Consider the following 26,032-nt stretch of genomic DNA (forward strand, 5'->3'; position numbering starts at 1 on the left):
GCCGCGCACGTCGATGAGGTACAGCGCGAGCTTCAAATAGCGGTCCTCGTGGGTCTCCTCGTACAGCTTGGCGAGGGCCAGCTCGATCTCCGGGTGACCGTCGGCGCCGTGAATCTTGCCTTCTTTGGGGCCGAAGTTGGCGTCGAGACAGTCGGCCATCTTCTTGGCGACTTCCAGGGCCTGCTCGTTGCCGGTGACCTGATGGTAGGCCACAGCGGCTTCGATGTAGTGGCCCATCACGTACATCTCGTGGCTCTGCTGGATCAGGCTGAAGCGCGGGCGATCGGCCCAGACACCGGACTTGATCTGGTACGGGGTGTCCAGATAGCCGTCATCCTGCTGGGCACGGGCGATGAGGTCCACGGTCTTGTCGCACAGGGCCTGGAGCTCGGGATCCGGATGGTAGGCCAGCGCGTAGGCGGCCTCCTCCAGCCACTTGTACACGTCGGAATCCTGGAAGACCATACCGTGGAACTCGTCGTCGAGCTCGCCGGCCGCGACCTTGAGGTTGGCGACCGCGTGGCTCTTGTTGTCCATGTGCTGGTTGCCGGCCGGGTCGTCCGGAACGACGGTGTCGATCTCGTCGTTCATGACGCCCCACTGGTACGGAATCACCGATTCGACGATCTGGTCGCGACGCTGCTTCCAGAACGGGGAGGTAATCGTTACTTTCATGTTTGTTCCTTGATGTCTTGTAAGACAGATGGTTGCCGCTTTTGGGGGCGGTGTGGAGCGGGATGCATTACCGTCGGCTATTGACCGAATAACCCTTGCGGGATGGAGGCGAAGAAGTTATCCCCAAGTGCGTTTGTTATATGGCTCCGCCTCCGGCCCTGCAATTAAGGACTCGCCTGCGGCGAGGCTCAATCCGACCTTCGCTCGGCTACCGCCTCGCTCAGGCGGGCGCTAGGGGAAGCCCACCGGGCTTCCCCTGTCAGGACTGAGCCAAGCTCAGCCCTTGACCGCACCCGCCATGAATCCCTTCACGTAGTACTTCTGCAGGGCGAGGAAGAGGATGGCGCAGGGGATGAGGAGGACCACGACGCCGGCTTCGGTGGCACCGTAGTCGATGACGCCCATGGTCTGCTGGCGCATGTTCACCATGGCGAGCGGCAGGGTGCTCTTCGCGGAGGAGGACAGGTACAGCGGAATCATGAAGTTGTTCCATGCCTCAAGGAAGGCGAGCAGACCAACCGTGACCATGGAGGGCTTGACCACCGGCACCAGGATCTTGACCAAGGCCTGGAAGGAGTTGCAGCCGTCCACCATGGCGGCCTCCTCCATGTCCTTCGGGATGGCGTCGAAGGCGTTGCGCATGATGAACGTCGACATAGGCAACTGGAACAGCGTGATCACGAGGCCCACGCCGAGCAGCGTGTCGTTGAGGCCGATATCCTTGAACCACACCATCAGCGGGATCAGCAGCGAGGCGTACGGGACCATGAGGATGGACAGGGTCACCATGAAGCCGAGGTTGCGGCCCGGGTAGTCGAAGCGGGAGAACGAGTAGCCGGCAAGGGTACAGACCACCACGGAGAACACCACGGCGACCAGCGAGACGATGATGGAGTTGAACAGGTACTTCGGCAGACCCTCCTGATAGCCGAACAGGGTCAGGTAGTTGGCCACGCCCCAGCCCTGGGACTGGGCGGAACCGGCCTGCGGGCTGAAGGAGCTGATTACGACCCAGATCAGCGGGCTGATGAAGATCAGGGCGAGCAGGCCCTCAAGGACACGGGCGATGACGCGCTTCCACAATGGGGTAGTCATAATGAATTACCTCCCCTTTCTCACTTGGTGTTGTCGCGCATGCCGCGCATCTGGATGGAGTTGATGATCACCAGGGCGATGAGCACGATCAGCGAGAGCGCCGCGGCCATGCCGAGGTCCTTCTTGGAATCGAAGGCGAAGTTGTAGATGAGCTGCACCACGGTCATGGTGGAGTTGTTCGGGCCACCCTTGGTCAGGATGAAGAACTGATCGAAGGCGAGGATGGAGCCGGTCACGCAGTAGACCAGGCACATCACGATGGTCGGCTTCATCAGCGGCAGGGTGATGGAGCGGAAGATGCGCCAGGTGCCGGCGCCGTCCATGCGGGCCGCCTCGTACAGGTCACCGGGGATGGCCTGCAGACCAATCATCATGAGCAGCATGTAGTAGCCGGAGAAACGCCAGACGATGACGATGATCGTGGCCCACAGCGCGGACTGGCCGGTGGCGAGCACGGAGCCGCCCTCCTGCATGAGTCCCAGCGAGCTCAAAATCTTGGTGACGGGACCCACCTGCGGGGAGTAAAGCGCGTAGAACAGCAGGGACGCGGAGGCCAGACCGGTGGCGGAGGGCAGCAGGAAGCAGGTGCGCAGCACGTTGTTCCACTTGCTGGACTCCTGCACGATCAGGGCCATGCCCAGGCCCAGCACCAGCAGGAAGATCGTCACGATCACGGTGTATTCGAGCGTGAAGCCGATGGAAGGCCAGAACAGCTTGTGTTCGAACACCTTGGTGAAGTTGTCCGGGAAGTTGGTGCCGCGGTTGCCGCCCAGCAGGCTCCAGCGGGAGCACGCCATGATGACGAGCAGCACAATCGGCACGAAGAACAGGACGATGATCATCACCCAGTCGGGCAGCGCGTACAGGATGCCGCGCCGGAATGCCTGGGCCTTTGCCGTGGACTTGTGCTCAGGCACGGCCGCGGCGGACTTGGAAACACTCGACATGTTTCACTCCTTTATGGGAAATGGATTTGATCGGACGATCGGACGTTGATCGATAATTCGGATGCAATCCGTTGAATTCGTTGATGAATAGTGAATGCAATCCGTTATCAAGGCCGATTCCTGTGTGAAGGAGAAAGGAAGGAGAGTACAACAGGAAACCGGAATCGACCTTGGCAGCAGACCACAGTCGGGATTGATGGTTGGCATTGTTAGACCGGTTTTGGCGCATTCCCGAGGGGCTACCCCTCAGTCGGCTTCGCCGCCAGCTCCCCTAACAAGGGGAGCCAGGGAGGTTCAGAGAGCCAGAGCCAGAACCGGTCCAACAAGGCGATATTCAGTTATTGGTAGCTATTGAGTTATGAACGATCCGACCGAATCACTGGGCGGACAGGACGTCCGTCACAGCCTGGTTGTCGGACTTGAGGTTGCCATCGCCCCAGACGGCGTTCTGGACGAGCAGCTGCCACGGGGAACCGGCGGCGTTGAAGGCCTCGTTGAAGGCTGCGGACTTCGGGGTCTGGCCGTTGCCGTCGATGATGGTGGAGTTGATGGTCTGGATACGCGGATCGGCGTCCTTGTAGGCGGTCTTCAGGGTCTCGATGTTGGAGGCGGTGTAGCCGTTGTCGGCGAAGACTTCCTTCTGGGTGTCGGACTGCATCAGCCAGTAGAGGAAATTCCAGGCCTGAGCGACGTGCTTGGAATCCTTGGAGATGCCCATGGCGTCGCCACCGAGGAAGGTGGAGGTCTTGCCGGAGGTGCCGGCGATCGGGGTCACACCGACCTGGAAGCCACCGGACTTCTCAGCGTCGAAGATGTCGTTGAGGGAGGTGTTCGGGTAGGGCATCACACCGATCTTGCCGTTGGCGAACGGAGCGGTCCAGGTGGCACCGGTCTCTTCCTTGGAGCCTGCGCCAAGGCCGTTGGTGGTGTTGGCCAGCTCCTTGTAGGAGTCGAGCACGGCCTTCATGGAGTCGTTGTTCAGGGTGGCCTCGGTGCCGTCGTCGTTCATGACGGACTCGCCGTCAGCCCACACGGACGGGAAGAGATCGAAGACCAGGGCACCACCGGACTGGCCGGCCAGGTAGGAGCCTGCCACGCCGTCCTTGTTGAGCGCGGCGACCTTCTTGGCCTGCTCGGTGAAGGTCTTGATGTCGGTCGGGCCCTTCTCCGGGTCGAGACCGGCTTCCTTGTACAGGTCCTTGTTCCAGACCCACACGGAAACGTCGGTGATGAACGGCAGGGTGTACTCGGCGCCGTCCACGGTACCGGCCTTGATGTGGCCCTGCTGGATGTCGTCCAGGTTGTCGAGGCCCTTAATCTGGTCGGTGATCTCGGTGAAGATGCCCTCGGAGGCCCAGTACGGGATACGGACCACGTCGCCGGCGAGGATGTCGGGCAGGGAGTCGGTCTGCGAGGCGCCGCCGACCTTGCCTTCCATATCGTCGTTCGGGATGATCTCGAGCTTGACCTGGTTCTTGTGGCTCTTGTTGTAGGCCTCGACGGCGGCCTTGGCCTGACGCTCCAGCGGGGAACGGGTCCACAGGGTGATTTCGGTGCCGTCGTCGGTGCCCTTGGCCGGGATGCCTTCGGCGGTGGCCGTGCCACCGTTACCGGAGCCGCCACCGCAGGCGGCCAGCGGGATCAACATTGCAGCGGCGGCGATGCCGGCGAGTGCGCGGGTGACCTTGTTGAAGGACATATTCGCTTCTTTCTCTAAAATGTTCCGCTCATCTCTGAGAGGCGGTGGCGGAGTTTCCGCCTCCGGTCCTTCGGGGTTCCGTTCCTTCCTCCTTCGGTGGAATGAAACCTTGCGAAAGCCTTTTCCCAATATAAACGAATCAGGTCGTTTTTGCAAAAACGCTTTCGCATTTTCCTTTTCTTTCGCACGCCGAACGGGTTCGATATGCAATCCATTGAACTAAGTCATGCAAAAATCGGCTTATTTTCAGCATTTTTACGGCGTGTCGCACAAGTAACACAAAACCTCACAGAAAACAAACGCTTTCATCCAATTCTTGCAAAAACGAACATTGTTGTTATCGTTTCGTTATAAACATACCCCTAGGAACACGCCTTGCGAAAACTTTTTCGCATTTTTGCACTACAATCGGATGCAGCACAGCGATGTACTTGACCGGAAGTTTCGCCGCGCGACCGCCTTTCGACGATGCCCCTCCCCAGGGGCGCCGGAATGGCGCGTGGCGAACGGCCCGCACACGCATACTGGATGTATAAGCGACATGATGATGAATCGAGGCATGATGATGGCCCAGGCACCAGCCGGACGTTCGGCCCGACTTGAGGACGTTGCGGCATTGGCCGGCGTTTCACTGGCCACCGCGTCCAAGGCACTGCACAACAAACCCCGCATCAGCGAGGAGACCAAGCAGCGCGTGCTGGATGCCGCCCGCCAGCTCAACTACTCCCCCAACAAACTGGCCCAATCGCTGGTCCGCGGCACCTCCGGCCTCATCGGCCTGGTCACCTCCGATCTGCAAGGCCGATTTTCCACCCCGATCCTCATCGGCGCGGAAAACGAGCTGCGCGCACAATCCACATCAGTGTTGCTGGCCAATGCCCGCGGCGACGCCGCCCTCGAACGCCAGCATGTGGAGAAGCTGCTTTCCCTGAAGGTCGATGGCCTGCTTATCGTGCAGCGCGAGACCAATCCGCGCCCCTCGCTCGGCCACGACTGGGGCGTGCCGCTGGTCTACGTCTACGGCCCTTCCACCGACCCGGACGACTGCTCCGTGACCTGCGACAACGTGGATGCCGGCCGTATGGCCGTCAATCATCTGATTTCCTGTGGTCGCCGGCACATCGCCATCATCGGTGGCGACGAGACCTACACCGCTGCCACCGACCGCACCAAAGGCGCGCTGGAGGCGCTGGCCGAGCTCGGCATCGAGCCGGCCGGACCGATTCGCTATGGCAAATGGGACGAGGGCTGGGGCCGCGCGGCCACCCGCCTGCTGCTCGATCAGGGCGTGAAGTTCGACGCCGTGGTCTGCCAGAACGACCAGCTGGCCCGCGGCTGCATCGACGTGCTCAAGCAGCAGGGCATGCGCATCCCGGACGACGTGGCCGTGATCGGACACGACAACTGGTCCGTGCTCACCTCCAGCTCACGCCCGGCCCTGACCTCCATCGACAACGAGACCGAGACCATCGGCCGCCGCGCCGCCCGTTACCTGATGGACGCCATCGACGGCAATCCCCATCACGGCGTGGAATACACGCCCTGCCGCCTCATCCAGCGCGAGTCCACGCTTCCACTGGACTGACGACGGACTGATGTTGGACTGACGGACATCACGCCCGTGGAGCGGCGGCGGAGCTGCGCACGACGAGTTCACCCTGCAGTTCCACGAAACGGGGAGGCAATTCCTCACCCTGCTCGCGCGCCTCAAGACGAGACAGCAGCAGTTCCACGGCCTTGCGGCCCGCGGCGGGGAAATCCTGCCGGTAAGTGGTCAGCGGCGGCGTCCACACGCAGGCGAGTGGGTGATCGTCGAAACCGATCACGCTGATGTCTTCCGGCACGCTTTTGCCTTCATCCTCCAGACCGCGGATAAGACCCATCGCAATCTCATCGTTGCCGGCGAAAATCGCGCTCAGCCCCTCGATGCCGGCCATGGCGTGCCCAAGCTCACGGGCGTCGCTGGGCAGCCACGAGCAGTGCCGCATATCCGGGATGGGCTTGTCGTTGGCACGCAGGGCGGCCTCCCAACCGGCGGTACGGCTGTAGCCGCCGCCACCGCCCGGAATGGTCACGTGGTAGACGTTCGAATGCCCGAGGGACAGCAGGTACTCGGTGATCTCACGACCGGACTGGTTCTCGCGCAGATCGACTTGATCGAGATCGGGCTCGCGGTCGCCGGCAATGACCACCTTGGTGACCGTATCCGGCAGCATGTGCAGGGCCTTGGCGGCGAGCTCGTCGTACTTCATCACAATCACGCCGCTGGGGTTCTGGTCCATCACCATGGTGATGGACGCCCGCAGTCCCTCGGCCGAATCGTCGTCGAGCTTCGAAATGCTGACCGGGTAGTTGTTCGCGCGGGCCTCATCCTCGATACCCTGGATCGTCATGGCGGAACCATAGAGCGTGGTGTCACTGGTCATCACGGCGATGGACTTCATCGCGGCGTTCACCAAGCCACGGGCCACACGGCTCGGGTGATAGTCCAGCAGTTTGATGGCATGAGCGATGCGCTCCCGGCTTTCGTCACTGATGCGGGGCGAATCGTTGAGGTATCGGGACACCGTTGACACCGATACATTGGCGAGCGCGGCGACATCTTTGATCACCGGAGCGCGCTTTTCCTTGGGCCTTGGCATATGTACCTGTCTATCTTCCATCATGGCTCAGTATAACTGCATACGGCATACGCGATGGATGATCGGGAAAGGGGGCACCCCGGCCTCCATAGGGAAGGAGAGGAACCTTATGGGAGCCGGGGTGTCTTTCAGGAGGAGGAGAGGATGGGATGGATGGATTTTGGTGGGGCTGTTCGCTTGACCGCGCCGGGCAGCAATTGCGGACATCGCTTCGCGATGGCTTCTTTGTCACCTCGCGGCATAGCCGCTCGGCGGCGCCTATAAACAGCGCACTGCGCTGTTTATTTAACGGCGCCGCCCGTGATACCCGAGATGATCTTGCGCTGGCCGATGACGAAGACGATCAGGAGCGGGAGGGTCATCAGGATGATGTAGGCGAAGATGAGGTGCCAGTTGTTGAGGTACAGGCCTGCGCTTGCCACGTTGTAGAGGTTGAGCGGCAGGGTGCTCATCTTGCCGGAGAGGATGAACAGCGAGTAGAAGATGTCGTTCCAGATGTAGAGCACCACCAGAATCGTGGAGGACGCGAGCGTCGGGGCGAGCAGCGGGAAGATGATCGTGAAGAAGATCCTCATCGGGCTGGCGCCGTCGATGCGGGCCGCCTCCTCAAGCGAGGGCGGAATCGTGCGGATGAAGCCGGTGATGAAGAAGATCACCACGGACAGGTAGATACCCACGTACACGCAGATCATTCCGGGTGCGGTGCCGGACAGGCCGATCATCTTGAGCAGCATCATGATGGTCACCACGGACGGCGGCAGGATCACGCCGGAGATGAACAGCGCGTAGAGCATGGCCGTGCCCTTGGAGGTGCGGCGGCCGAAGATCCACGCGGCCATCGAGCCGAACAGCAGGCAGATGAACACGGAGGGGACCGTGACGATAAGCGAGCCGAGCAGGGCGGGGAACACCTTGCCCTCCACGATGACTTCCTTGATGTTGTCGATGAGGTGCCACTGGCTCGGCAGCGCCATGCTCGGCACCACGGCCTCGGCCTGGGTCTTGCCGGCGGTGACGATGAGGATCCAGAACGGGATCGCCAGGAACACCAGCATCAACAGGATGACAATCGCGGCGTGGATGATGTCGCCGGCCTTGGACTTCTTGCGTACGACGGTGAGGTTGTTGGTCTTGACGCCGGATTCGCTGTAGGTTGCGCTACTCATAGGATCTTCTCCTCACGCTTACGCAGGTAGATGACAAGCGGGATGGCGATGACCATCACCATCACGAAGAGCACGAGGCTCATGGTCGTGGACTGCGAGTACAGGCCCTTGCCGAAGGTACGCCAGATGAACAGGTTCAGGATTTCGGTGGAACCGCCGGGGCCACCGTTGGTGGTGGCCTGGACGATATCGAAGGAGTTCATCGAGCCGAGCAGGGCGGTGGCCACGTTGAAGGTCATGGCCGGGGCGATCAGCGGGAACTTGACCTGCCAGAAGGTTTGCCATGCGTTGGCGCCGTCGATGGAGGCCGCCTCAAGCACCTCGGAGTCAATGGTCTTCAGACCGGCGAGGTAGGTGAGCATTGCGAAGCCCATCCATTTCCAGCCGTGGATGATGGTGACGATCACGATGGTCCATGTGGTGGAGCCGAGCCACTGGATGTCCACGGTGTGGCCGACGAAGAAGCCGAGAATCTGGTTCAGCACGCCGTCGGTCTTCAGGATGGCCTGCCAGATGTAGCCGGCGCCGAGGGCGGACATGATCACGGGGATGAAGAACATCGTGCGGGCGAAGCGGTTGAGCGGCGTGTCCTTCTCCAGGAGCACGGCGAGCGCCAGGCCGAAAGTGTTTTGGAAGAAGGCCACCAGGACTGCGTAGATGAGGGTGACCTTGATGTCGGCCATCAGGGTGCCGCTCTCGAAGAGCTGCTGCAGGTTCTCCAGGCCGTTGAAATCGATGGCTTTCTTGAATGCGGACCAGTCGGTGAACGCATAGATGAAGTTCATTACCGTGGGCAGGAAGAAGAACACCAACAGCATTGCGCCCGCGGGAACGACGTAGCGCAACGGGTAGTTCTTGCGCTCCAGAGTCCGCGTGCCCTTGACTGGTTTGGCGGACTTCGAGACATGAGTCGTCGTCATTGTTTCGTTTCCTTATGTTTTATGGCTGGGCGGCCGGGGCCCGGGTAGCGTGCGATAGGCTGCGCGCATCCCGGGCGTTGCCCGGCCGGATGCCTGTATTGGAAGCTCGGTGCCATCCGTCCCGCGCGGAGGAAGAGGAGAGATTCCTCGACGGGGCCGGACGGTCAGCCGATCAGAATCCCTTGACGCCCTGGGCCTTGGCGATCTGCGCGAACTGGTCCTGCGTGGTCTTGGCGACCTGCTCCGGGGTCATGGTGCCGTTGACCATGTTGGCGAGGTTCAGGTAAAGGTCCGGGTTGGCCACGGCCTGGGACTGCATGGAGCCGACGGCATCCTTCAGGGCGTCGAAGGCGTCCAGCTGGGCCTGTGGCACGGTGTCCGGGGTCTTGACGTCCTTCATGATGGACACGTAGTTCTGATCCTTGATGAAGGTCTCGTATTCGGAGCCGAGCCAGAAGCTCATGAACTGGCGGGTGGCGGCCTCCTTCTTGGAGTCGCCGGTCTTGAAGGCCACGATGCAGTTGCCCTGCTGCGGGATGGAGGTGGCGATGTTGCCTTCCTTGGAGATCGGGAAGAAGCCGATGGTGTCGTCCAGCTTGGACTTGTCGTTGTCGGCCAGGGCGGCGATGGCGCTGAACATCGAGTTGGTCTGGATGATCATGCCGGCCTTGCCGTCGAGCAGGGCCTGGGCCTGGTCGGTGTCCTTGGCGGAACCGGCGTCCTTGTTGTACAGGCCGTCATCGAGCATCTGCTTGTATTCCTTGATGGCGCCGAGGATGTCCTTGCCCTCGAAGCTGTCCTTGTTGGAGTTGACGTTATCCCACAGGCCGTCCTTGGCGGCCTCGGCGAGCTGGACGTTCACGGCCCACTGGGTGCCCCACTGGGAGCCGGCCATCTCGAAGAACGCGGAGTCGGCGGCGCCGGAGTCCTTAATCTTGTTGGCAGCCTCGATCAGACCGTCCCAACCCTTCGGGGTGTCGGTGATACCGGCCTTCTCGAAGACCTTCTTGTTGTACCAGACGCCTTCGGTGTCCGGGGCGGAGACGAGGGCGCCGTAGTAGGTGCCGTCGTACTGGCCGCCCGCATCGGCGATGCCGTCGGCGTAGTTGTCGAGCCACGGGGCGTTGTCGAGCTTCTGCAGCTTGTCCTGGGCCACGAAGCCGGCCAGGGTGGACGGCACGGCCTGCCAGAACATGAGGTCCGGGGAGTCGCCGGTGGTGATCTTGGTCTGGACGTTGGATTCGTAGTTGTCCGGGATGGTCTGCAGATCGATGGTCGCGCCGGTCTTGGATTCGAAGTCCTTGATGACCTTGACCGGGATCTTGTTGGAGTTCTGGGCGGCCCAGAAGGTGAGCTTGACGCCGTCCAGCTTGGTGTCCTCGGCCGGCCAGTAGTCGGCGGAGGAGGTGTCTGTGTTGTCGTCGCTGCCTGCGGCGGCGGGGTTGCCGCATCCTGCGAACATCATGCCCAAGGCCGCAATGCCGGCGATGGCTGCGGTGGTCTTCTTCCAGTTCCTCATCATTGAGCCTTTCCTTTGATGATTCCTCGCCCCGCCCTCCAGCGGGCCGATTACCGTCGGGTTCACGTAGTTCCGGTGCCCTCCACTGCGGCATCGCAGCTGTCGAAATCCGATGCCATCAATCATATGTGGTATCGATTCCACGTCAACCACTCACGGCGTGTCGCTTCCCGTAAAGTTCAATTCAACATAACTGAACAAAAGTTACCAAATGGCTTTATTTCAACGTTTATAAGTCGTAAATCTTCCCAACAAGCGCCCGTCCGCCCATAAACGCGATTTTGTGGTATCGATTCCACGCTGTATGCTGTTTGGTATCGATTCCCCTTGAGATACGACGAGGTATTGCCATGCGTATGAACGCTGTCTCCATCACCCAACCGACTGCACGGGAGGCGGAGGACGGACGCTTCGTCCGGCTTACCGTAGGCCTGTGCGAGGGTCGTCTCCCGCATATCGCGGCCATTACGACGTTCGCCCCGCACTCCTCCGGAGCGGAAGCATCGGACGCACAGGAGCACCTCGGCACAGGTACGCGGGCGACCGACTTCCCCGCGCCTTCCGACACTCCGGATGATGCGGACGCCATGGTCGATCCGCAGTTCCCGCAGACGCTCGACGCGGGACTGTCCATCAGCGAGTTCCCGACCATCCTGCCCACGCAGGCGGAAGGCTGGACCGGCACCCCGGCCATCCAGATCAGCCGCGACGGACGGACCGTCTTCCCCAAGCTCACCGTGGTCTCCTCCTCAGATGCCGGTAGCGCGTTCACGTTCGAGGCACGGGACGAGTTGGCCGGACTGACATTGGACGGCACGCTCACCATCGGCCCGGAAGGCCTTATCCGCATCGATACGGCCCTGACCAATACCGCGAAAAACGCGCTCACGGTGTCCCGGCTCACCCCGGTCGTCCCGCTGCCGCCACAAATCGATGAAATCGAGACCTGCACCGGCCACCATCTGCGCGAACGCGCATTGCAGCGACAGCCGCTCACCGAAGGACTGTTCGCCAAGAACTCCTGGATGGGCCGGCCCGATTTCAACTCGGCGACGCTGCTGACAGCCGGCGAGCGCGGATTCGGTTTCGAGCACGGTCTGGTGTTCTGCGCGCATGTGGCGTTCAGCGGCAACAGCACGGTCTTCGCCGAGCGCACGCCGTACACACATGGGGTGATCGGCGGTGGCGAGCTGCCCTATGAGGGCGAGCTGACCCTGAAGACGGGCGAGACCTACCACGCGCCCAGGCTGCTGGTGTCCGTGGGGCAGGGACTCAACGAAGCGTCCGCACGTTTCCATGCCTACCTACGTTCCTTCCACCCCGAACTCGCCAAGCCGCGTCCGGTCACGCTGAACACGTGGGAGGCCATGTATTTCGGTCAGAGCGAGGAGAAGGTGCTGGCCCTGGCTGACCGGGCGGCCGCCATCGGCGTCGAACGGTTCGTCATCGACGATGGCTGGTTCACCGGCCGCCGTGACGACACCAGGGGACTCGGCGATTGGCAGGTGGACGCCGATGTCTGGCCGCACGGGCTCACCCGTGTGGCCGACCACGTGCATGAGCTGGGCATGGAGTTCGGGCTGTGGTTCGAGCCGGAGATGATCAGCCCGGATTCTCATGTGGCGCGGGAGCATCCCGAATGGATGCTGGCCCCGAACGCCGGACGTCTCCCGGTCGAGGCGCGCAGCCAGCAGGTCATCGACCTGACGAATCCCCAGGCCGCGCGATATGTCGAGGATTGCATCGATACGCTCGTCGGGCAGTACCACATCGATTACATCAAGTGGGATCACAACCGATTCCTCACCGAGCCCGTTTCGCCGGTGTCCGGCTTGCCCGCGGTGCACGGCCAGACCAAGGCGTTCTATGGCATCGTGGACCGGCTGCGCGAACGGCACCCCGGTCTGGAGATTGAATCGTGCTCCTCGGGCGGCGGGCGTATCGATGCCGGTGTGCTTACCCGATGCAGCCGCGTGTGGGCATCGGACTGCACGGATCCCATCGAGCGCGTCGACATCCAGCGTGGCACCTCGCTGCTGGTGCCTCCGGAAATGATCGGCGAGCATATCTCCGAATCCCCGAACCACGCCACGAAACGCGCCACCACGCTGACCACGCGCGCGGCCACGGCGTTCTTCGGGCATCTGGGCATCGAGTGGAACATCATGAAGCTCGACGACGCCGGACTGGACCGTCTGAAGCGGTGGATAGATCTGTACAAGGCGCGTCGCACGGCCATTCCCCAGGGCGATGCGGTGCATGCGGACTGCCCCGATCCGGCGGTCCGGGTCGACGGGCTGGTGGCGCCGGACCGGTCACGCGCGGTGTTCCGGTTCGCGGCCGTGGCCACGTCCCGCGAGTATCCATATGGCCTGGTGCGGTTCCCCGGTCTGGACGAATCGGCGACGTACCGGGTACGTCCGTTGGGCGGCACCGCACTGTATGACGACGAGCTGAGCCCGGCCTGCCGCACCCGTCTCGATTGGTGGAGCGACGAAGGCATCACGGCGGATGGCGCTCTGCTAACACAATGGGGCATCCGTCTGCCGCAGCTTGCCCCCGAGCATTGCCTGCTGCTCGAATTCGAGCGAATCTAAAACTCCATTCGGCAGACCCCGCATCGGTTCCGGGATTGATTCGGCTTCCCCTTGGGGAAGCCGTTTTCATATGCGTACGTATACGCGAAGAGGGACTCCGCCGGGCTCGATGCGATGAGCCCTGACGAAGTCCCTCTTGCTTGTCATGCGGCGTGCGTTGCTTCGGCGTTACGCCTCGCGGAACTCGAAGGTGCGGGAGATGTATCCGCCGCCCTTCGGCACGCTCACGGTTGCCGTACCGTCATCGGCGTTCCAGGAGACCGACCACTCGGCGAAACCGTCGCCAACCGGCAGCAGCGTTTCCGCCGCGACGGCCTTTCCCCGGAACTGCGGCAGGGCAAGCGTCACGTCCCCGCCTTCGCCGTCACGGGACCAGACGGTCACGAACGAGCGGTCGCCGGCCCTGAGGCCCAACGCCAACACCGTATCGTTCCAACCGGGCAGGCCGAGTGGCCAGAACGGCACGGCGGAGCCGATGACCGGCTGCACATGCCGCTTGTACGCCTCGACCGCCTGCACGATGAGTGCACGCTGTTCGGCGCTCATCCGGTTGATGTATCCGGACAGGAAGAACCGGCCCAGGAACGTGGTGTTGAGGTTGAAGGCGAACTCCTCCGGGTTGTCGTTCGCGTTCGGGTACGCCCAGTTGCCGGCCTGTTCGGGGGTCATGAGCATGGGCGCCGCGGCGGCGATGGCCGGGTAGAGGCGGAAGTCCTGCTGGTCGGACGTGGACTGCACCTGGAATCGCGAGGTCTGCGCGAAGTCCATACGCATGCCGCCGGAGGAGCAGTTCTCGATGATGAGCTCCGGATGGCGCCGATGCAGCCCCTCGACCCACGCGCTGTAGGCGCGGTTGTGGCCCAGCAGACCGTCGCCGGCACTGTCGGCGTTGAGGTCCGTGCCGGCGTCCGGCGAGACGTTGTAGTCGAACTTGAAGTAACCCACTCCATAGTCGTTGACCAGACGGTCCACGGTGTCGTCGAGGTGCTTGCGGGCGGCCGGGTCGCGCAGGTCCAGCAGATATCGTTCCTGCTCGACCACGCGACGGTCGTGACGGTGGAAGAACGCCGTTTCGGGAAGGCTCTTGGCCATGGGGCTTTTGACGCCGATCACCTCAGGCTCCAGCCACAGGCCGGCGATCATGCCGGCGCCGCGGATGGCGTCGATGACCTCGGTGATGCCGCCCGGGAAACGCTTCTTCGAGGGCATCCATTCGCCCACGGACGGCCACCAATCGCCGGTATCGTCATACCAGCCGGCGTCGATGCAGAAGATCTCGATGCCGGATTCGGCGGCACCCTTGACCAGAGGCAACAGCTTTTCGGTGGTCGGGTCGCCGTTGATGGTGTTCATGTAGTCATTGAAGATCACACGCGGGCGGGCGTTGTCCGCCTTGTTCAGGCGCATCGCACGGCGGTAGGCGGTGACGTTGGCGATGGCGCCGTCGAAATCGGGGGCGATCGCGGCGGAAGCCGGAACCGTGTCGAACGATTCACCGGGGGCCAGGCGCTTCGCCCAATCATGATCGACGTTGGTGGGGCCGGCGAGCGCCAGATAGCCGTCTTCCGTATCGCGGCCGATTTCCCAGCGCCAGGCGGCGTTGTGCTCGATCTGGAACAGCCAGGTCAGTCCCAGCGCATCCGATTCAAGCAGGGCGAGCGGCGTGTGGCGTCCGGTGGACCAGGTTCCCGTGTTCACTACGGAATGCGCACCGCGAGGGTTGTGGCCGGTCATCTGCTGGGCCAGTCGGGGGAATAGGTCGGAGGTGGATGTGGCATGCCAGCGGCCTTCGCCGAGCCATTCGTTCTCGCATTCGAGCAGTCGCCAGGCATCGCAGTCGGCGGATTGTCCGGCCGGGGCGCCGAATGCGGAGACGAGGCTGGTCACGGATTCCAGCACAATCGCATCGTCCGCGCCGAGCGCCGGGGAGGCGGCTTCGGCGGGATCGCCGGTGTTCGCGACCGTGACCCAGGTGCGGAACATCGGTACGCCCTGCGGCAGTTCGTAATGGACGGTGACGGTCAGACCAAGCGCGGTTTCGGCGAGTGTGACGTCAAGTCTGCTGACGCCCCCCTCCGCGGACTCCTGATGGGAGACATACCGCAGCGCCCGGCCGAGGTCGGTGTGAACCAGGCGATCATTGGCCAGCCAGTGGCCGGTACCGGTGGCGAGAATCTCCGTCAACGGCATTCGATGGTTGAACCGCACATCCAGGTCCGCCGCACGCAGGCCCGCAACGGCGGCCGGCCCATCGTCCGGTATCTCGAATGTCAGGGCCAATGCGTCATTGCCCCAAGTGAAGGTACCCATGCCACTCCTTACATCGCATTCAGGCGGCCACTGACGCCTTTGTCGCCGCGCCGCCCGCCAACAGCAGTCCCGCCACATAGTGTGGTATCGATACCACATCTTACAAGCAGAAGGTTGATGCAACAAATCAGACACACTGAACGTTGCTTATCTGCTTGGTGGAATCGATACCACATAATATGCACGGGCGCGATAGGCCGCACACACATTACGGTTGCACCGCGATTGCCTACCGCCTCTTAGACTTGCGGCCCTTGAGATAGATGTCGAGCACGATCCACACGCCGAGTACGAAGGCCACCACGTAGCCCAGGAAGCCCACGATGGGGATGCCGAAGATGATGGGTTTCATGCCGGCGTAGTACACGATGGACGAGCCGATGAACAGGCCAACCACGATGAGCGCCATCGTCAGTCGGTTCACCATGTCGGAGAGCAGCTGGAATGGCTCCTGTGAGCCCACGAGCTCCATGTTCACACGCAACTGGCCTCGTGTAAGCATGCGGGCGGCCACGTTGAACTCACTGAGTGCCCCAAGCGCGCTGTGGACGGCCTCATGCCCCTCGATACCCAGCGATTTCAGCTCGTCCTTGACGGCCTGGCTGGTGGTCTTGGACGTGGCGATGTGCTGGGAGATGATCTCGATCATGTTCACGTCCGGGATGAACTCGTCGAGCAGGCCCTCCAGCGTCACCAGCGCGCGGCCCACCGTGGTGACGGTGCTCGGCACCTCGATGCCGTGGCGTTGCGCGAGCGAGGTGAGCGCGGCGATGAAGGCGGCGATGTCGAGATCCGCCAGTTCCACCGTGCCGTATTCCTTGACGATGACGTCCAGGTCCGCGAGCAGCGAAGGATAGTCGGCCGGATCCGCCTCGGCGCCGGCGAAGCGCAGCAGGCCGTCCGCCAGCTGCGGCGAGTCCTGCTTGGCCACGGCGAAGATCATGTCCTTCATCACCGCACGGGTCTTGGCGTCAAGCCGGCCGGTCATGCCGAGGTCGATGAGCACGATCTGGCCGCCGCGGATGATGATGTTGCCAGGGTGCGGGTCGGCGTGGAAGAATCCGTCGTCCAGGATCTGCGTGGCGTAGTTGTCCACGAGCTTGGTGCCGATGTCCTTGAGGTCGTAGCCGGCGGCGACCAGTTCGCCGGCGTGCGAGACGGAGATGCCGTCCACGTATTCCATGACCACCACATGCTCGGTGCACAGCTCCGGATACGGCGTGGGGCAATCCATGTATTTGAAGCGGGCGGCGAACCGCTTGAATTCGGCGAGGTTGCGGGCCTCCACCAGGAAGTCGGTCTCCGATTCGAACGTGTCCCACAGTTCCTCGACCACGCCTTTGAGATCCACGATCTGCGAGGAACCGATCACCTTGGTCGCCGCCTTGGCGATGGAGCGCATGATGGACACGTCCTGGGCCATGGTCTCGCGCACGCCGGGGCGCTGGACCTTGACGGCCACGTCCTCGCCGGTCTTCAATGTGGCGCGATGCACCTGGGCGAGCGATGCGGAGCCCAACGGCTTGGGGTCGATCTGCGCGAACACCTCATCCGCGGGGCGTCCGTATTCGGCGGCGAGCACGTCCAGCACGGTGGTGTAGGGCATGGGGTCGGCGTCGGCGCGCAGTTTGGCGAGTTCGTCGCAGAAGCTCTGCGGCAGAATCTCGGAGCGCATCGAGAGAATCTGGCCCACTTTGACGAAGGTGGGGCCGAGCGCCTCGAACATGAGACGCATCTTGACCGGCGTCAGCCCCTTGAGCGCGTCGAACTGGTTGACGATGCGCGTGATCTGGGCGAGACGCTTCAATTTGCCACGGCGGGTCAGGTGATAGCGCGTGGAAAAGTCGTCGCGCCTGCCGCCGAACAGACCGATGGTTTCGGTATCGGCCGGATTCCAGGCATACTGCGACCAGCCGGCCTCCGTATTGGCGGTATTGACGTTGTTGTCGGTACTGCCGGTACTGGATGAGGTCGGCTGGTCGTTGTTTTGCTGCTTGGTCTCCGGCTGAACTGCTGTCACGAGAGTATCGCTCAGGCCTCGGCGGACTTATCGTCAGCGGTTTCGGGCGTCTCCGGCGCTTCCTCGGTGTCCACGGGCTCGGCCTTCTTGGCGTCGTCCTTGTTCGCGTCGTTGACGAGGGCCTCGCCCACCTTGCGCTTGAGCTCGGTGTTCAGGCTCTTGCCCTGCTCGACGGTCAGCTCGCCCTTCTTGACGAGGTCATCGACGATCTCGCTGCTCTTCTCGTAGCCGGTGGCCAGGGCACCGATGCCCGCCAGCAGAACCTTGCGCAGGCCATCGCCCAAATCGAAATCTGCCATAATAACCCCTCCTTCGAGGTTCGTCCGCGGCCTTATGCCACGTCCCGTACTGTCAAGCCTAGCGCAACCGCCCGGCCTTGGCGCTAGTCCCTGCGGCCGATTTCGTCTAACGGCATCAGCGCGGACGGGCCGCGGCGGTTTTGCGGGCGTTGGCGGCCACGGCGTCCAGTCGCTTCAGTTCGGCGGCCTGTTCCGGGGTCTGGTCGCTTGTATCAAACGAACCATAGCGTCGGGTCACGGCGGTGGTGATGAGGAAGTCGCTGATGGCGGGGTTCTTGGGCAGCAGCGAGCCGTGCATGTACGTGCCGATCACATTGTTGACGCGCGCGCCTTCGGTATGGTCCTCGCCGTTGTTGCCTCGGCCTTCCTGGTCCACGTGGCCCAGCGGCCGCACGCCCTCGTTGAGGAAGGTCTGGCCGGAGTGGTTCTCGTAGCCGATCACGTCGCCGAATTGCTCGGAATGCTCCACCAGATTGCCGATCATGCGCACGTCACGGCCCACGGTGTGGGCTCCGATGATGCCGATGCCGTCCAGTCTGGTGCCGTCCACAGTCTCGAAGTACTCGCCGAACAGCTGGTACAGGCCGCAGATCATGAGCATGGGAGTGCCGTCCGCGGCCAGCGAGCGCAGCAGGTCCGCGCGTTTGAAGAAGTCGTCGATGATCTTCTTCTGGCCGGTGTCCTGCCCGCCGCCGCCGAGAATCAGGTCGACGCGGTCGGGCCATGCGTCGCCCTGGTTGTACTGGTGGATGCGAGGCTCGTAGCCGTACAGTTCCAGCCTGCGGCGGATGGTCAGCACGTTGCCGGAGTCGCCGTAGATGTTCATGTCCTTGGGGTAGAGGGACATCACATCGATTGTCTTGCCCATGTCTCGTTCTCCTTGGAATCCTTGGGTCGCCTGCCGGCTCACTTGCCCACGCCGGCGTCCGCGACGTTCGCCACCTGCGCGAGCGCGGCGCGGACCTTGAGCATGGAGGTGTACGTGCAGTAGATGTGCTTCGGTTTGCCGGGGTTGCCGTTGACGAATGCGGTGAGCGCGGATTCGATGTCCGTGTCCGTTGCGGCGACGGGAACCTGGTCATAGCCGAGGCGTAGCGCCATGTCCCAGGCGCGCACGCCGGAGACCATGGCCACGCCCGAGGTGCGTAGCGAGGTGAAGTCCACGTCCCACAGCCAGCTCATGTCGCGACCGTCCGCGTATTCGTCGTTGATGACGATCATGGTGTCCGCGCCGGCAGGGTCGAAGCTGGCCAGCGACAGGCGGAAGCCCATCGGGTTCTTGACGAGCAGGAGTTCGACGGGCGAGCGGTTGACGTCGATGATCTCACCGCGGCCGAATGCCGGGGTCACGCGGGAGACGGCGGCGATGAGCTTGTCGGCGTCTGCGTCGGCGAACGCCCGTTCGCGGGCCGCGAGCGAGCCGGTTCGTATGGTGGGCGCCGGCGGCAAGCCGAGGGCCTGCGCATCCTTCTGCACCGCGCGGACCACAGCGAGCGCGGCGGCGGCGTTGTACAGATTGTAGACGCCTTCGAGTCTGACGGCGGTGGAGTAGTCGCGGTCGTCCATGCGGAATGTGGCCTGATGGTCGCCGACCGCGGTGAGTGTTACGTCCGCGGGAAGGACCGACTCCGATTCCCTTGGCCCACAGGAATCCCCCTCCCCCGCACCAGTCTCCACGGACACGGTGGTGGCCATGTCGTCGTCGGAGGGGAAGTAGTGCTTCAGTCCATCGTCCAGACCGAAGTACCGCACTTCGGTGCCGGCTGGGGCCTTGGCGGCGAGCGCGGCGATGCGCGGATCCTCGCGGTTGAGCACCACGGTGCCGCCGGTAGCTTCAGCCACATGGCTGAGCAGCTTGGCCGTGGTATCGATCTCGCCGAATCGGTCAAGCTGATCGCGCATCACGTTGAGCAGCAGCGCATAGCGAGGCTTGACCTGACGCACGAAGTGCACGGCGTATGCCTCGTCCAGCTCCAGCACGGCGATGTCCGCGTCCAGCTTGCCGGCCAGGTTCACCTCGGTGAGCAGCGCGGAGACCACACCGCGCGTGAAGTTCGAGCCGGTGGGGTTGGTGAACACCTTAAGTCCCAGATCGGCGAGCATCGAGGCCACCATGCGGGTGGTGGTGGTCTTGCCGTTGGTGCCGGAGACCAGCACCACGCCGAGCGGCAGCTGGCCGAGCGTACGGGCCAGGAAGGTGGGGTCGATACGTTCGACCACCTTGCCCGGAAACGCCGAACCGCCATGCTTGGTGACGCGGGCCGCCCAACGCACACCCTTGCCGATCAGCGGCGTGGCGAAGGCGTTCCACGATGCCTTAGGAGCCTGGGACGGCTTGGACTGATTTTCGCCCGAAGTATTCGTACTCATCGCGATACCTCCCACCACACGCGACCTAGGCGTGAAACATATCGTGAAACAATTCCGGCATTCCGTGAAACATATCGTGAAACAGAATTGCCGTCTCGTAAAACATTGCGTGAAACATACCGCTCCATCACAATCACACCCCCTGGTTGTAATCCTGCGGCATGTCCTTGAACTTGGACGTGGCGCCGAGGAAGGCGAGATGGAAAGTCTCGGTGGGGCCGTTACGGTGCTTGGCCATGATGATGTCGGCCTCGCCCGGGCGGTCCTCCTTGTCGTAGAAGTCCGGACGATGCACGAGGAACACCACGTCGGCGTCCTGCTCGATGGAGCCGGATTCACGAAGGTCGGAGAGCTGCGGCTTCTTGTCGTTACGCATCTCAGGGCCACGGTTCAGCTGCGAAAGCGCCACCACGGGCACCTCAAGTTCCTTGGCCAGGAGCTTCAGCGCGCGGGAGAATTCGGAGACCTCCTGCTGACGAGATTCCACGGCCTTGCCCGAGGTCATGAGCTGCAGGTAGTCGATAACCACGAGTTTCAGGTCGTTGGTCTGCTTGAGTCGGCGGCACTTCGCACGAATCTCCATCAGCGACATGTTCGGGCTGTCGTCGATGAACAGCGGCGCGTTCTGCATCTTGGTCCAGAACTGGTTCAGCGTGTTCCAGCGTTCGGGCGTGATGTCGTCCGCGCGGCGCAGAGCCGCCATCGGGATGTTGGTCTCGGCGGAGATGATGCGCTGCGCGAGCTCCACCTTGCTCATCTCCAGGCTGAACACCACCGAGGTCATGTTGTGGTGCAGGGCGGCGGCGCGCGCGAAGTCGATGCCGAGCGTGGACTTGCCCATGGCCGGACGACCCGCCACCACCACCATCTGGCCGGGCTGCAGGCCCTGGGTCACGTCGTCGATGTCGCGGAATCCGGTGGGCACGCCCTTGTTCACCAGACCCTGCTGGAGCTTGTCAAGCTGGTCGAGCGCGTCATGGACCACCGGACCGATGGCGGTGTAATCCTGACGCACCTTGCCCATCGACATCTCGTAGATCTCGGACTGGGCAAGGTTCACCACGTCCTCGGCCTGTGATCCTTCCGCGGAGTAACCGAGCTGGGCGATCTTGGTGCCGGCCGCGATCACGTTGCGCAGCACGGCGCGTTGGTGCACGATCTCGGCGTAGTACATCGCGTTGGCCGCGGTGGGCACGGATGCCACCAGGCTGTGCAGGTAGTCCGCGCCGCCCACCTTGTCCAGATTGCCGTCCGCGAGCAGCTGGTTGGCCACGAGCACCACGTCCACCGGCTGGCTGGCGGAGAACAGGTCGATGATCGCGTTGTAGATCGTCTGGTGCTTGGGCTGGTAAAAATCGGCGGAATCGATGGTCTGTGAAACCTCGCCGATGGCGTCCTTGCTCATCAGCATGCCGCCGAGCACGGCCATTTCGGCGTCGTCGTCATGCGGGGGCACGCGGTCGAAAATCGCGTCGCCGACCGCCTGGGTCGCGCCCGACGTGCCGCGAGCGCCGCTACCGCCGCCCGAATAGCCCTGATATGAGGTGTCACTTCCTTCTGCCATAGCTCCCCAGTATAGAAGCCGACTTGGCAGCCGGTAAAAATTTACCGGGCTTGAAATCCTCCCTTATGGTTATGCACATCAGCGGCACAGTCAGGTGCAAGGAAGTGACTATCGAAGGCGGTTCGTTCATGTCAAGTTCATCTTGATGTCGGCCGCGCGACACGCAGAGGAGGGAAATGTGGATAGAAAAATGAGTTATCCACATTTAGGGGATATCTATGGGGATAATCCACCAAGTTATCCACAATATGGGGATAACTTGGTGGATAGTTTGGGGATAACCTGTGTGCGGGTTATTGGCCGGTTGCGCAACGTAGTCAGTCATGCTATGCATGCGAGCGTGCATAGCGATTCCCCTTCCATCAACCGGCGGATTTTGGCGCTGGCGCTGCCCACGTTCGGGCAGCTCATCGCCGAGCCGACGTTCATCCTCATCGACACGGCGATTGTGGGGCATATCGGGGATGCGGCATTGGCGGGCTTGTCCATCGGCTCGACCATCATCCTCACGGCCGTGGGGCTGTGCATCTTCCTGGCGTATTCGACCACCGCACAGGTGGCCCACCTGTTGGGCGCGGGCCGCCGGCGCGAAGGTTTGCAGGCGGGCATCGACGGATTGTGGCTGGCCTTGGGCATTGGAGTCCTGCTCGCCATCGGCCTGTTCGTGGGATCCGAGCCCTTATGCCGGGCGCTCGGCGGCCAGGGCGCGGTGCTGGATCAGGCGGTGACGTATACGCGCGCGATTGTGCTGGGCGCGCCCGGCATGCTGCTGGTGTATGCGGCGAACGGCATCTTCCGGGGACTGCAGAAAGTGCGTATCACACTGATCGCCGCGGTGAGCGGCGCCATATTGAACACGGTGCTGGAGGTGCTGTTCGTCATCGTGTTCGGTTGGGGCATCGCCGGCTCCGGTGCGGCCACGATGATCGCGCAATGGTATATGGGCCTCTTCCTTGTTATTCCGGCTATCCTGTGGTCCAAGGCGGATGGCGCAAGTCTTCGTCCGCGGCTGGACGGCATCGCGGCGGCCGGAAGTGGCGGACTGCCGCTGTTCATCCGCACACTGGCGATCCGCGCGGCGATGGTGGTCACGGTGGCGAGCGCGGCCCGCATGGGCACTTCAGTGCTGGCCGGGTTCCAGGCCGTGAATTCGTCGTGGAACTTCGCGATGAACATGCTCGATTCCGTGGGTATCGCCGGGCAGACGCTGGTAGCCACGGCATTGGGCGCGGGGAACACGAGTCAGGCACGCAAATTGACAAAAGCTACCGGGAAGGCAGGCCTCTTCACCGGCACGCTGATCGGGCTCGCGTTCGCGGTGATCGGCCTGTCCGCCGGCCACTTCTTCTCCCCCACCCCGCATATCCAACTGATTATTGCGGCCGGCATGGTGACGATGGGCGTGTTCTTCCCGCTGCAGGGATGGATGATGGCGATTGACGGCATCCTCATCGGTTCGCGAGATTACCGGTATCTCGCGGCGACTTGCACCCTGACCGCCGTGGCATATATCGCGGTCATTATGGTGCTGGCCGATGCGGTGACGCCACATCTGGGTAGCGATCTTGCGCGTACGGTGGCGCTGTGGATGGTGTTCAACATCGTGCTGATGGGCGGTCGAGGGCTGTTCAACGGGCTGCGCGTGCGCGGGGATACGTGGATGAAATAAAACAGCTCACATGGCGGCACGGACGGCGGAGTACATGCCGCGGACGAGCTGTTCGCGCCACTTGGACCAGCCGTATTGCTTGGTGATGGTCTCGCCGGCCGTGGCTCCGAGCGATGAGCCGTCCGCACGAGTCAGGTCGAAAAGCATGTCCAACAGCACCTTGTCATGATGCAGCCGGTCGGCCAGCTCACCCGCCACGGCAGGATCGTTCGGGTCCTTGCCGGTGGCGAATTCGGAGAGCGTCAGATGCTCGCGGACCAGCACCGTGGCCCATTCCACGATGTTCGGCGCGAAGCCCATGCGCTTGAGAATCACCGGCACATGGCGGGCGCCCTCAGCGGCATGGTCACGTACGAACGCACGCTTGCCGATGTCGTGCGTGATGCCGGCCAGCAGCAGCGCCGTGTAATGCCCGTCGTCATACCGGCCGCCAGACGGCGTCTCACGCCCCAGACGCGAGGTGACCTCCACCATGTGGCGATCGATGGTGTACCGGTGCGCGGCCGAAGCGGACGGACGGTTGCGGATGCCCAGCCATTCGGGCATCCAACGGCCCGGAATATCCACGAAGTCGATGCTTTCCCACACGTTCATGAGCTCCGGACCGCAGGCGAGCAGTCGCACGAAAAGGGCGCGGGACTCCTCATCCCATTGGCTGTCGCGAATCGGGCAACGCTTGAGATTGACCAGCGTGGACGGATTGATGGGCAGGCCGAACTCACCGGACGCCACGGCCATGCGCAACGCCAGCTTGGCGTCGGCGGCGGGATCGACTCCGGGGGCCAGTACCAGTTCGCCCTCATGCTTGGCCACGCCGGGGGCCACCACATCGAACTGCGGGGCCTCGCGCTTGCCGCCAGCGCGCTGGGAGAACATCTGGAAGAAGGCGAATCGCGGTTTCTCATGCGTCAGCGAATGCTCAGCGCGGGAGGCCGTGGAGTCCAGCGAAAAGGAGATGCGACGGCCGATGCGGGCAAGCATCGTCTGCAGATCGTCGATGGAGTAAGCGGCGCGTTCGTTCTCCGGCCAGGTCGGGTCGGCGAGGCCCAGCATGGCGGCCACCTTGGCCTGATACGGCGTGAGCAGCAGGTTCGTATCCTTGTTCGCCACCAAGTGGATGCAGTCACGTACATCCAGGAGACGCTCCACGGCCTCGTCGTAGCTGCCGTGCGGCCGGTCGGCCAACCAGGAGGCGGCCAGGGCGGAGACCAGCACCGAATCGCGCAGGCCGCCGCGGGCCTCCTTGATGTCCGGCTGGTTGACGTATTGCAGTCGAGCGAACTCGTCCAAACGGGCCTTGGCGGAATCGAGCAGTTCGGGCAAACGCTTGCGCGCGGCCTTGCGCCAGCGTTCCAGAATGGACAGTGCGGTGGTCCTGATGAGTTCCGTATCCCCCGCGATGGGTTTGACGTCCAGCCAGCCCATGGCGGCGGGCAGATCATGGTCGGTGACCTCCTCGCACTGGGCGCGCGTGCGGATGGAATGGTCGAGGTCCAGGCCGCTGTCCCACAGGGGGTACCAGAGTTTGTTGGCGAGCTCGTTGAGCTGCTGGTCGTTCATCGCGCGGGGTTCGTAGATGATGACCAGGTCCAGGTCGGAGCTGGGGCCAATCTGCCCGCGGGCCAGGGAGCCCACCGCGGCGAAGCCGATGCCGGTGGACGGCACGGTGAAGGAGACGGCCTCACAGGCTTCACTCCACAACCGTGTGAGGCACTGCATGGCCAGTTCGGTGCGGGCCTTGCGTTTGGCCGCACCGTTGCGGTAGACGCCGTCCGCGTCCGGCTGGCTCATGTCCATGAATCGCTGCTTCAAACCATCCACTGCACTGGTCATTGCCTCATTCCTTCATACGAAATTATCAGGTGGTGCGCCTCTGACGCATTATCTGCGTTACAAGGGGCGGATTGAAGATTCTGCGGATGCCTATCTGCGTTACAAGGGGCTCTGAGCCACATAGACCAACACCCAAAACGGCGGAATGACATAACCGTAAAGCCTCTGATACTTGTCATTCCACCGATAAGGAGCCCCTTGTAACGCAGATAGATGTCCGGAAGACCTTCAATCCGCCCCTTGTAACGCAGATGGTCCGCATTCGTCACGCGGTATACGAAAAATCCCCGCACGGCGGCTAGCGCGACATGCGGGGATCTGCCTTGTTTGATAATCCGAACCCCTAGGGAGAGGAACGGACGCCTTATCAGATGGCGGCGGAACCGGTCTCGCCGGTGCGCACGCGGGTCACGGAGTCAAGCGGGGCGACCCACACCTTGCCGTCGCCGATGGTGCCGGTGCCGGCGGACTTGACGATCACACCGACCAGCGTTTCGGCGTCGGCGTCATCCGCCAGGACCTCAACGCGGATCTTCGGAACCAGGTCCACGGTGTACTCGGCACCGCGGTAGACCTCGGTGTGGCCGCGCTGGCGGCCGTAGCCGTTGGCCTCGGACACGGTCAGACCGTGCACGCCGGCGGCTGCGAGAGCCTCCTTGACGTCGTCGAGCTTGTGGGGCTGGATGATAGCGGTGATCAGCTTCATC

At 62.8% G+C, this 26,032-nt stretch carries 19 protein-coding genes; 3 read left to right on the forward strand and 16 right to left on the reverse strand.

The window, feature by feature from the left end; genetic code table 11:
• The 4 genes from DF196_RS11490 to DF196_RS11505 all read right to left on the reverse strand — a co-directional run.
• Window positions 1-675: beta-L-arabinofuranosidase domain-containing protein (locus tag DF196_RS11490; protein ID WP_193852579.1), on the reverse strand; the 675-nt coding region annotated here is incomplete at its 3' end.
• 276 nt (window positions 676-951) lie between these two features.
• Window positions 952-1,770 (reverse strand): carbohydrate ABC transporter permease, encoded by an 819-nt coding sequence (locus DF196_RS11495; RefSeq protein WP_109057943.1) that lies wholly within the window; start codon window positions 1,768-1,770, stop codon window positions 952-954.
• Window positions 1,771-1,790: 20 nt separating this feature from the next.
• Window positions 1,791-2,717, reverse strand: coding sequence for a carbohydrate ABC transporter permease (locus DF196_RS11500; protein WP_109057944.1), 927 nt, complete (start codon window positions 2,715-2,717; stop codon window positions 1,791-1,793).
• A gap of 376 nt (window positions 2,718-3,093) precedes the next feature.
• Window positions 3,094-4,416 carry an ABC transporter substrate-binding protein gene (locus DF196_RS11505; RefSeq protein ID WP_109057945.1) on the reverse strand — a complete coding sequence of 441 codons (1,323 nt, stop codon included), beginning with the start codon at window positions 4,414-4,416 and terminating at the stop codon, window positions 3,094-3,096.
• Window positions 4,417-4,978: 562 nt separating this feature from the next.
• Here DF196_RS11505 and DF196_RS11510 point away from each other — a divergent pair.
• Window positions 4,979-6,001: a LacI family DNA-binding transcriptional regulator gene (locus DF196_RS11510; protein WP_109057965.1), complete on the forward strand. Its 1,023-nt coding sequence runs from the start codon at window positions 4,979-4,981 to the stop codon at window positions 5,999-6,001.
• Window positions 6,002-6,029: 28 nt separating this feature from the next.
• On the opposite strand, the gene DF196_RS11515 is transcribed toward DF196_RS11510, so the two are convergent.
• The 4 genes from DF196_RS11515 to DF196_RS11530 form a co-directional block, all read right to left on the reverse strand.
• Window positions 6,030-7,028 (reverse strand): LacI family DNA-binding transcriptional regulator, encoded by a 999-nt coding sequence (locus DF196_RS11515; protein WP_158276320.1) that lies wholly within the window; start codon window positions 7,026-7,028, stop codon window positions 6,030-6,032.
• A gap of 311 nt (window positions 7,029-7,339) precedes the next feature.
• Window positions 7,340-8,224, reverse strand: a complete 885-nt coding sequence (locus tag DF196_RS11520; RefSeq protein ID WP_109057947.1) for a carbohydrate ABC transporter permease — start codon at window positions 8,222-8,224, stop codon at window positions 7,340-7,342.
• The gene (locus DF196_RS11525; protein WP_109057948.1) at window positions 8,221-9,144 is read right to left on the reverse strand and encodes a carbohydrate ABC transporter permease; all 924 of its coding nucleotides are present in this window, start codon (window positions 9,142-9,144) and stop codon (window positions 8,221-8,223) included. The genes DF196_RS11520 and DF196_RS11525 overlap by 4 nt, the downstream gene beginning before the upstream one ends.
• A gap of 172 nt (window positions 9,145-9,316) precedes the next feature.
• Complete coding sequence (locus DF196_RS11530) at window positions 9,317-10,666, reverse strand: ABC transporter substrate-binding protein (protein ID WP_241519710.1); 1,350 nt, start codon at window positions 10,664-10,666, stop codon at window positions 9,317-9,319.
• A gap of 347 nt (window positions 10,667-11,013) precedes the next feature.
• Between DF196_RS11530 and DF196_RS11535 the strand changes: the two genes are divergently transcribed.
• Window positions 11,014-13,260 carry an alpha-galactosidase gene (locus tag DF196_RS11535; protein ID WP_109057949.1) on the forward strand — a complete coding sequence of 749 codons (2,247 nt, stop codon included), beginning with the start codon at window positions 11,014-11,016 and terminating at the stop codon, window positions 13,258-13,260.
• A gap of 168 nt (window positions 13,261-13,428) precedes the next feature.
• Here DF196_RS11535 and DF196_RS11540 read toward each other — a convergent pair whose 3' ends face one another.
• The 6 genes from DF196_RS11540 to dnaB all read right to left on the reverse strand — a co-directional run bounded on the left by DF196_RS11540 (window position 13,429) and on the right by dnaB (window position 21,823).
• A complete protein-coding gene (locus DF196_RS11540) occupies window positions 13,429-15,570 on the reverse strand; it encodes an alpha-galactosidase (RefSeq protein WP_109057950.1) in 2,142 nt (713 codons plus the stop codon).
• A gap of 229 nt (window positions 15,571-15,799) precedes the next feature.
• Window positions 15,800-17,443 (reverse strand): ABC1 kinase family protein, encoded by a 1,644-nt coding sequence (locus DF196_RS11545; protein WP_338323331.1) that lies wholly within the window; start codon window positions 17,441-17,443, stop codon window positions 15,800-15,802.
• A gap of 158 nt (window positions 17,444-17,601) precedes the next feature.
• Complete coding sequence (locus DF196_RS11550; RefSeq protein WP_109057952.1) at window positions 17,602-17,889, reverse strand: hypothetical protein; 288 nt, start codon at window positions 17,887-17,889, stop codon at window positions 17,602-17,604.
• Between the two features lie 115 nt (window positions 17,890-18,004).
• On the reverse strand, window positions 18,005-18,757 hold the full coding sequence (locus DF196_RS11555) for a type 1 glutamine amidotransferase (protein ID WP_109057953.1): 753 nt from the start codon (window positions 18,755-18,757) through the stop codon (window positions 18,005-18,007).
• Window positions 18,758-18,795: 38 nt separating this feature from the next.
• Window positions 18,796-20,259 carry a Mur ligase family protein gene (locus DF196_RS11560; protein WP_109057954.1) on the reverse strand — a complete coding sequence of 488 codons (1,464 nt, stop codon included), beginning with the start codon at window positions 20,257-20,259 and terminating at the stop codon, window positions 18,796-18,798.
• Window positions 20,260-20,392: 133 nt separating this feature from the next.
• Entirely contained in the window at window positions 20,393-21,823 is a 1,431-nt protein-coding gene (gene dnaB, locus DF196_RS11565; protein ID WP_170115066.1) for a replicative DNA helicase, read from the reverse strand.
• Between the two features lie 328 nt (window positions 21,824-22,151).
• On the opposite strand from dnaB, the gene DF196_RS11570 reads away from it, so the two are divergent.
• Window positions 22,152-23,492, forward strand: coding sequence for an MATE family efflux transporter (locus DF196_RS11570; protein ID WP_170115069.1), 1,341 nt, complete (start codon window positions 22,152-22,154; stop codon window positions 23,490-23,492).
• 6 nt (window positions 23,493-23,498) lie between these two features.
• On the opposite strand, the gene DF196_RS11575 is transcribed toward DF196_RS11570, so the two are convergent.
• On the reverse strand, window positions 23,499-25,325 hold the full coding sequence (locus DF196_RS11575; protein WP_109057957.1) for a [protein-PII] uridylyltransferase family protein: 1,827 nt from the start codon (window positions 25,323-25,325) through the stop codon (window positions 23,499-23,501).
• Between the two features lie 367 nt (window positions 25,326-25,692).
• Window positions 25,693-26,031: a P-II family nitrogen regulator gene (locus DF196_RS11580; RefSeq protein WP_109057958.1), complete on the reverse strand. Its 339-nt coding sequence runs from the start codon at window positions 26,029-26,031 to the stop codon at window positions 25,693-25,695.
• Window position 26,032: the final 1 nt, after the last annotated feature.

It is taken from the genome of Bifidobacterium callitrichidarum, assembly GCF_003129905.1.
GTDB classification, from domain to species: domain Bacteria; phylum Actinomycetota; class Actinomycetes; order Actinomycetales; family Bifidobacteriaceae; genus Bifidobacterium; species Bifidobacterium callitrichidarum.

What these genes read in the sequence shown, in the direction of transcription:
- DF196_RS11495 (WP_109057943.1), bottom strand. Translation starts at nt 1,770, where the DNA reads ATGACTACCCCATTGTGGAAGCGCGTCATCGCCCGTGTCCTTGAGGGC.
- DF196_RS11500 (WP_109057944.1), bottom strand. Translation starts at nt 2,717, where the DNA reads ATGTCGAGTGTTTCCAAGTCCGCCGCGGCCGTGCCTGAGCACAAGTCC.
- DF196_RS11505 (WP_109057945.1), bottom strand. Translation starts at nt 4,416, where the DNA reads ATGTCCTTCAACAAGGTCACCCGCGCACTCGCCGGCATCGCCGCCGCT.
- DF196_RS11510 (WP_109057965.1), top strand. Translation starts at nt 4,979, where the DNA reads ATGATGGCCCAGGCACCAGCCGGACGTTCGGCCCGACTTGAGGACGTT.
- DF196_RS11520 (WP_109057947.1), bottom strand. Translation starts at nt 8,224, where the DNA reads ATGAGTAGCGCAACCTACAGCGAATCCGGCGTCAAGACCAACAACCTC.
- DF196_RS11525 (WP_109057948.1), bottom strand. Translation starts at nt 9,144, where the DNA reads ATGACGACGACTCATGTCTCGAAGTCCGCCAAACCAGTCAAGGGCACG.
- DF196_RS11530 (WP_241519710.1), bottom strand. Translation starts at nt 10,666, where the DNA reads ATGATGAGGAACTGGAAGAAGACCACCGCAGCCATCGCCGGCATTGCG.
- DF196_RS11535 (WP_109057949.1), top strand. Translation starts at nt 11,014, where the DNA reads ATGCGTATGAACGCTGTCTCCATCACCCAACCGACTGCACGGGAGGCG.
- DF196_RS11540 (WP_109057950.1), bottom strand. Translation starts at nt 15,570, where the DNA reads ATGGGTACCTTCACTTGGGGCAATGACGCATTGGCCCTGACATTCGAG.
- DF196_RS11550 (WP_109057952.1), bottom strand. Translation starts at nt 17,889, where the DNA reads ATGGCAGATTTCGATTTGGGCGATGGCCTGCGCAAGGTTCTGCTGGCG.
- DF196_RS11555 (WP_109057953.1), bottom strand. Translation starts at nt 18,757, where the DNA reads ATGGGCAAGACAATCGATGTGATGTCCCTCTACCCCAAGGACATGAAC.
- DF196_RS11560 (WP_109057954.1), bottom strand. Translation starts at nt 20,259, where the DNA reads ATGAGTACGAATACTTCGGGCGAAAATCAGTCCAAGCCGTCCCAGGCT.
- dnaB (WP_170115066.1), bottom strand. Translation starts at nt 21,823, where the DNA reads ATGGCAGAAGGAAGTGACACCTCATATCAGGGCTATTCGGGCGGCGGT.
- DF196_RS11570 (WP_170115069.1), top strand. Translation starts at nt 22,152, where the DNA reads ATGCATGCGAGCGTGCATAGCGATTCCCCTTCCATCAACCGGCGGATT.
- DF196_RS11575 (WP_109057957.1), bottom strand. Translation starts at nt 25,325, where the DNA reads ATGACCAGTGCAGTGGATGGTTTGAAGCAGCGATTCATGGACATGAGC.
- DF196_RS11580 (WP_109057958.1), bottom strand. Translation starts at nt 26,031, where the DNA reads ATGAAGCTGATCACCGCTATCATCCAGCCCCACAAGCTCGACGACGTC.